This is a genomic window from Rhodopirellula maiorica SM1 (assembly GCF_000346295.1).
GTDB lineage: Bacteria > Planctomycetota > Planctomycetia > Pirellulales > Pirellulaceae > Novipirellula > Novipirellula maiorica.
Window position 1 is genome coordinate 1 of record NZ_ANOG01000007.1, and the last position, 6,586, is coordinate 6,586.

6 protein-coding genes and 1 pseudogene are annotated in these 6,586 nt (G+C 54.4%); 5 read left to right on the top strand and 2 right to left on the bottom strand.

What is annotated here, in order from left to right:
- Positions 1 to 61: 61 nt before the first annotated feature.
- A complete protein-coding gene (locus tag RMSM_RS00240) occupies positions 62 to 1,678 on the top strand; it encodes a helicase-related protein (RefSeq protein ID WP_008689762.1) in 1,617 nt (538 codons plus the stop codon).
- 282 nt (positions 1,679 to 1,960) lie between these two features.
- Here RMSM_RS00240 and RMSM_RS00245 read toward each other — a convergent pair whose 3' ends face one another.
- A complete protein-coding gene (locus RMSM_RS00245; RefSeq protein WP_236621941.1) occupies positions 1,961 to 2,413 on the bottom strand; it encodes an FKBP-type peptidyl-prolyl cis-trans isomerase in 453 nt (150 codons plus the stop codon).
- A 14-nt stretch (positions 2,414 to 2,427) separates the two neighbouring features.
- Here RMSM_RS00245 and RMSM_RS00250 point away from each other — a divergent pair, with 14 nt between their 5' ends.
- The 4 genes from RMSM_RS00250 to RMSM_RS00265 are packed head-to-tail and all read left to right on the top strand — an operon-like array spanning position 2,428 to position 6,168.
- Positions 2,428 to 3,489 (top strand): ABC transporter ATP-binding protein, encoded by a 1,062-nt coding sequence (locus RMSM_RS00250; protein WP_008689765.1) that lies wholly within the window; start codon positions 2,428 to 2,430, stop codon positions 3,487 to 3,489.
- Positions 3,476 to 4,468, top strand: coding sequence for an ABC transporter permease subunit (locus tag RMSM_RS00255; RefSeq protein WP_008689767.1), 993 nt, complete (start codon positions 3,476 to 3,478; stop codon positions 4,466 to 4,468). The genes RMSM_RS00250 and RMSM_RS00255 overlap by 14 nt, the downstream gene beginning before the upstream one ends.
- A 3-nt stretch (positions 4,469 to 4,471) precedes the next feature.
- Positions 4,472 to 5,407: an ABC transporter ATP-binding protein gene (locus RMSM_RS00260; RefSeq protein ID WP_008689769.1), complete on the top strand. Its 936-nt coding sequence runs from the start codon at positions 4,472 to 4,474 to the stop codon at positions 5,405 to 5,407.
- Positions 5,404 to 6,168: a hypothetical protein gene (locus RMSM_RS00265; RefSeq protein ID WP_008689771.1), complete on the top strand. Its 765-nt coding sequence runs from the start codon at positions 5,404 to 5,406 to the stop codon at positions 6,166 to 6,168. The genes RMSM_RS00260 and RMSM_RS00265 overlap by 4 nt, the downstream gene beginning before the upstream one ends.
- A 57-nt stretch (positions 6,169 to 6,225) precedes the next feature.
- Here the strand turns inward: RMSM_RS00265 and RMSM_RS40475 are convergent.
- Positions 6,226 to 6,586: pseudogene (locus RMSM_RS40475) on the bottom strand (hypothetical protein); the annotation flags it as partial.

The window sequence follows — 6,586 nt, forward strand, 5'->3', positions numbered from 1 at the left end:
CCGCATTTGCGTTGCCCGTCCTGTCGCGGATTGACCCTCGAAAAAAGACGTCCAAGTCCTTGTGCTCGCACCAACGCGTGAGCTGGCGATCCAAGTTGCCAAGTCGTTCTCGACCTACGGGTCATGCATGGACGGTTTCTCGGTTTGTGCCATTTATGGTGGACAAGACTACGAACCGCAACTGCGAGCCCTTCGCCGCGGCGTGCAAGTCGTCGTTGGCACCCCGGGCCGTGTGATTGACCATATCAAGCGTGGCTCGCTGAAAGTCGGGTCGCTCGATTGCTTGGTGCTCGACGAAGCCGACGAGATGCTCAACATGGGCTTCTTAGAAGACGTCCAATTCGTGTTGGATCAAACACCCGAGACGACTCAGATCGCCCTCTTTTCGGCCACCCTTCCCGATCCGATTCGCCGGATTGCCCAAAAGCATCTGAAGGACCCGGAAACCATTCAGATCAAGCACAAGACAATGACGGGCGCAAATATCCGCCAACGTTGCTTGTATGTGACCCCTCGCGACAAGACCGAGTTGTTGATGCGGTTGCTCGAATCGGAAGATACCGATGGCGTGATCGTGTTCACCAAAACCAAAGAAGCGACCACGACGTTGGCCGACAAATTAGTTCGCTGGGGGCATACCGCCGCGGCGCTCAATGGCGACATGCCACAAGCTCTGCGTGAACGAACTGTCGATAAACTAAAATCGGGTCATTTGGACATCATCGTCGCGACCGACGTCGCTGCACGTGGTTTGGATGTGCCTCGAATCAGTCACGTGATCAACTTTGATCCGCCTCACGATAGCGAGTCGTATGTCCATCGAATCGGTCGTACTGGGCGTGCTGGACGAAGCGGTGAAGCGATTATTTTGTTGTCGCACTCCCAACGAGGACGTCTGCGTTCGATCGAACGTGTCACCCGACAATCGATCGAGATTGTCGATCCTCCATCGACCGCCGACATCAATCGCAAACGTGTTGATAATTTCAATCAACGCATTACCGAAACGATCGCAACTCGCGATATGACGTTTTTCAAGCAGATGATTGCCGACTTTGCCGAGAAATCGGGGCAGCCTGTTGAAATGATCGCAGCCGCGCTGGCCGATATGGCACAGAACGGTCGTCCGTTGTTGCTAAAAGACGTACCAAAATCCAAGAAGCCTCGTGATAACGGCTACGACGATTCGCGTCCTTCCAAGCGAGATCGGTTCAATCGATCCGACGAGGGACCACCGCGTCGTGGTGGACGTCGCATCGGCGGTGCACCTCGCGACGGAATGCAACGTTTCCGTGTCGATGTGGGACGTGCTGATGGCGTCAAGCCAGGCAACTTGGTTGGCGCGATCGCAAATGAAGCCGGAATCAACGGCGAATTCATTGGCCCGATCGATATCCAACACAATTACACCACCGTCGATCTGCCTGCGGGCATGCCCAACGACATCTTCCAAACGCTTCGCAACACCTGGGTTGCCGGAAAACAGCTCAACATTAGCGTTGCGGATGAACGTAGCACGAATCGTTATGCCAATACCGACAGCGGTCGGCCATCCGGCAAACGATTTGGTTTGAAAGACAAGAAATTCAAATCAGGCGGAAAAGCAGGCAAGGCCAATATGGCTGGCAAAAAGCCAGGCAAGAAAAAGCCCTTCAAGAAGCCGGCTCACGCTAAGTAAAGCAGCAGTTCAAACGAAAAAAGGCACGCTCTCGGGCGTGCCTTTTTTTTGCGTGTTACGAATTAGAATGCTTCGTTTAACCGTTAGCCGATAGGCGTACGCATAACGGATGCGAGTACGCCTTCGGAGACTGTTAAACGATTAAATCAACAAGCCGCCAAGAGTTTCGTTCATCCGTCCAAAACAAACGAAGCCAGCCGCTTACGCATCACGAGCCAACCCGCCGCGCTTCGGATTGCAAACGCCCCCAGCTGATTTATCCCGCCACAATTCCCTGGCAGCTTACTGGATCTCGTGCAGTTCAACCTTGAAGTGCAGCGTCGCATACGGCGGGATGCTGCCGGGACGTCCACCAGCGCCATAGCCGAGCTGGTAAGGAATCTCTAATTCGATCATGCCTCCCTCGCCAATCAGCTGCAGCCCTTCGGTCCACCCCGGAACCACTTCGTTCAGACCAAATGTGGCCGGTTGGCGGCGGGCATACGAGCTATCGAACTCGGTACCGTTGTCCAGCCACCCCGTATAGTCGACCGTCACGCGATCGGTGGCCGAAGGTTTCGGACCATCGCTTTTTCGCAAGATGCGATACTTCAATCCCGATTCGGTTTCGGTGAATTCGGTGGGCGCGTCAGCATCCACTTTGGTCAGCCCCATCTCTGGCTGGGGCGAACATCCGCTGACGAAAACCAATCCACTGATAAACGCCAGCATGGTGATGGTAGAAAATATTTTCACTTGTTCGTTCCTTGATGATGGAATCAGGCGACGGGTTGCCGAACCACTGCGCCATTGCAACCGTTACAATACACGCTTGTTTCGTCATCCACTACGTGGGAGTTGTAATTATTGACGCGGTCGTTCAAGTCGAAGGCATCACAAAGCTATACCGAGGTGTGCCCGCGCTGCGGGACGTGTCGTTGACCGTGGCGCCGGGGATCACGGGGTTGTTAGGACCAAACGGGTCGGGCAAAAGCACGATGATCAAAGCGCTTTTGGGACTCGTGAAAACGCAATCCGGTGCGGGACAAGTATTGGGGCACACTTGGCCCGGCGACGTACGACAAATCCGTGACTTGGTGGGCTATCTGCCCGAGGACGATTGTTACATCACCGGGTTGGTCGGTGTCGAATCGGTGGCGTTGATGGCTCGTTTGTCGGGTCTGGCGGGTACCGAAGCGTTGCGGCGAGCTCACGAGATGATGGACTTCTGCGACTTTGGTGAAGAACGGTATCGCGAGATCCAATCGTATTCGACCGGCATGCGTCAGAAGCTGAAGTTTGCTCAAGCGTTGGTGCATGATCCGCCGTTGATGATTCTAGATGAACCGACCACGGGATTGGATCCTGATCAGCGAGCCGCGATGTTAAGCCGGATTGGCACGTTGGCACGACGGCATGGTAAATCGGTGATCCTATCGACTCACATCTTGCCCGACGTGCGTGCGGTTTGCGACAACGTGATCATCTTGGTTGGAGGCACAGTGCGCGTGGTCGATTCCCTTGAAAACCTCAGTCGTCCAAGTTCCCCCACGCTGCACGTCACCACGCTCGGCGATTCATCCGGACTAGTCGCCAAGGCAACCGACGCGGGGTTTCTGGTTTTGCAAAGTGACGACGGATCGCTGCGAATCGAGGGGATCGAAGCGACCGACACCGAGCGGGTTTGGCAATGGGCGGCCGAGACACAAACATCGATTCGCCGTATGCAGCCTGCGCTCAATTCACTGGACAAAATCTTTATGGACGTCGCAAAGGGACCACAGTCGCTGCTAACGAATGATGCAACGGAGTCGCTGAATGCCGGTCAATGACCTTGGTTATCGCGGTTGGGACGGCCCACGCGTTGCACGAATTTTGCGTCCTATTGTGGTCGCCCGCAGCGGCATCTCGCTGATTTGGCGACGCAAATGGTTGCGTATGATGTTGGTGTTCGCATGGTTGCCCGTGCTGCTACCCGCGTTTGGCATCTTTGCGTTTGAATATTCGTCGACCAGTGCCGAGATGAAGCAGTTCGTGTTTACCTTGTTGCGAGGGCCGCTGCAACAACCGGAACTCGCCACGCGAGTGATCTCGGATCCCGATGCAGCACGACATGAAGTTTGGACGACGCTGATCTTAGCGTTCTTTCGTTACCCTCAGTTGTTCGCCATGGTGTTGTTGATCGGGTTGATCGCGCCGATGTTGGTCTCGTACGACCTGCGAACCAAGGCATATCTGCTTTACTTCTCGCGGCCGCTTTCACCGACCGAATACATAGTCGGAAAATCATCAGTGATTTGGTTCTTGCTTTTGATGATCGTGACCGTTCCGGCGTTCATGTTGTATTGCATCGGCGTGTTGTTGTCGCCCGATTTGTCGGTGGTTTCGCAAACCTGGGACATCCCCCTGCGAATCGTCGCGGCGTCTGCCGTGCTGATGATTCCGACGACCGCGCTTGCGGTTGGCTATTCGTCATTGACCAGCGAAAGCCGTTATGCCACCTTTGCTTGGTTCGCCACTTGGGCGATGGGATTTGTCGCCTATCAAATTCTGACTTATTCCGTGATGGTGGGTCAGCGTCCACCGCGATCGATGCGACGCGGACGGATTGATTACGAGGCACTTGGAATTGATGTGGATCGTTGGCGGTTGTTGTCGCCGTATCACACGTTGGGCAAAGTCCAAGCGTGGGTGTTTGATTTGGATCCGACGCCGGCAAGCGTGGTCCCGTCGATCATTGTACTCGTCGGCATTACCGTCATTGGGTTTTGGGTCGTTCGTCATCGTTTGATCTCGAGGTTGAGTGTCTAAGCGATGATCGAACTCAACAACACGACCAAATTGTACGGGCACGTTATTGGCGTCAATGACTTGACGCTGACGCTGCCAACCGGTGCCTATGGGTTAGTGGGGCCGAACGGCTCCGGCAAAACAACACTGATCAATTTGTTGATCGGGCATTTACGGCCGACGATCGGACGTGTGTCGGTCTTTGGACAGGATCCGTTTCAGCATCGTCGATTGCTTTCTCGCATCGGGTTGTGCCCGGCCACGGATATCTTGTATCCCAACGTTTCCGCGAAAACATGGGTAACGTACCTCGTACGCTTGCACGGCTTTTCAAGTCGCGAGAGTCAATTGATGGCCGAGGCTGCGTTGGAATTGGTAGGAATGTCCTCGGCGATGCATCGCCCGATTGGGACCTATTCGTTGGGCATGAGACAACGCACAAAAATTGCCCAAGCGATCGCACATCATCCTGATTTGCTGATTTTGGATGAACCCTACAATGGGTTGGATCCGGTCGGCCGCGACGACATGACGACGCTGTTGAAGCAGTGGACGCGGCAAGGCAAAGGGCTGCTGTTCGCTAGTCATGTGTTACAGGAAATCGAATCCGTGACGTCGTCGTTCCTGTTGATTTTCGGTGGCCGATTGCTGGCTTCGGGGACTGCCGATGAAATCGAGTCGATTCTATCGGACACGCCTCAGGAAGTCCGTGTAATTGGTCCTGACGCACCACAATTGATTCATCGCTTGGTCGACATGCCGTGGGTCAATTCGTTGCAATTAACGGATGAACGGAGTGAGTTGCGAATTGCGCTGCGGGACCCGAGTCAATTTTACGAGCGGCTAGCCGGATGGATCGCAGACGATGGGCTACAGATCGATCAATTGCTGACCGCCGAGGGTAACTTGGCCGCCCTGTTCGAATCATTATTGAAACATCACCGCGGAGAAACAGCGTGATAGCGACATTGCCACTGGACGTGATGCGATTCGAACTCGGCCGGTCGTTAACGATCGGCCGCATCGCAATGTGGTTTCTATTGGTTGCGTTTCCCGTGGCCTTGATCGCCACATTACGTTCGGTCGCGCCGATCGATCCGATCGAACCATGGGGGATCACACTCTACTTTCTCGTCCCCGAAGTCGTCTGTTTACTGGGACTGTTGTTGTGGGCGACGCCTGCGATTAGCACCGAGCTCGAAGGCCAAACGTGGATCTATTTGGCAATGCGGCGGTCGGGACGTTCAATGGTATTGCTGGGCAAATATTTAACCGCAGTCGCATGGACGTTGTCGGCCGCGATCACCGCGATCACACTGTGTGTGTTGATTATCGGACCGGCCGCAGGATTTCAAATGTGGTGGGTGATGTGTGTGCTGGCCGTTTTGTCGTGTTTTGCCCACGCCGCTCTGTACGTTTTGATTGGGGTGCTCTTTTACAAGCGAACCATGGTCAGTGCGGTCTTCTACACGTTGGCGATCGAGTACGGAGTTTCGTTTGTGCCGGCTTTGATCAACAAGTTCACGATCAACTATCGATTGCGTGGCTTGTTGGCTCAGTGGATGGGATGGGAAGAAGCACGCAGCCGCGCCGAGAATGTGTTCGGAGCCGAGCCGGCGGAAACGCACTTGTTGGTGCTATTTGCCTTGACGATCACACTATTGGGTGTGGCCAGTTTTAAAGTCACCAGAACCGAATATCCGACGCAGCAAGAAGACTAACTCGCGTTGCGAACGCTTGTTAGCGGAACGTCGCGTCTCGCGAGGATGCCGCTGCGTCTACAGTCCGGCGGAGATCGCTCCGGCGAGGAAACCGCCCGCGACCATTCCCATCACTACCGCGGTGATAAACAAACGCCCGGTTTCACGCCAATTTTTGATCACGAAGTAGAAAATATAGAAAGGGACAAACATGGTTAACAAACCCGTTTTGATGTCTTTCTTGAATGCTTTGACGATCACGGCCAACTGAGCTCCCTGGGAAATCACGATGCACGCGCCAAATCCCAAGACAAGGAACGTTGCGATGGGGTTGAATCCACCCCCATTGCCATCGATTTGCCGCGAGACATTGATTGCGACCACCGCAATGCCCGTTGAGCTGACGATCAAGAACAAGACCAATGCCAACATCCACCAT

Bases quoted from the DNA above. Each gene is read 5' to 3' on its own strand.
- RMSM_RS00250 (WP_008689765.1), top strand. From the start codon at position 2,428: ATGATGGAATCAGGCGACGGGTTGCCGAACCACTGCGCCATTGCAACC.
- RMSM_RS00255 (WP_008689767.1), top strand. From the start codon at position 3,476: ATGCCGGTCAATGACCTTGGTTATCGCGGTTGGGACGGCCCACGCGTT.
- RMSM_RS00260 (WP_008689769.1), top strand. From the start codon at position 4,472: ATGATCGAACTCAACAACACGACCAAATTGTACGGGCACGTTATTGGC.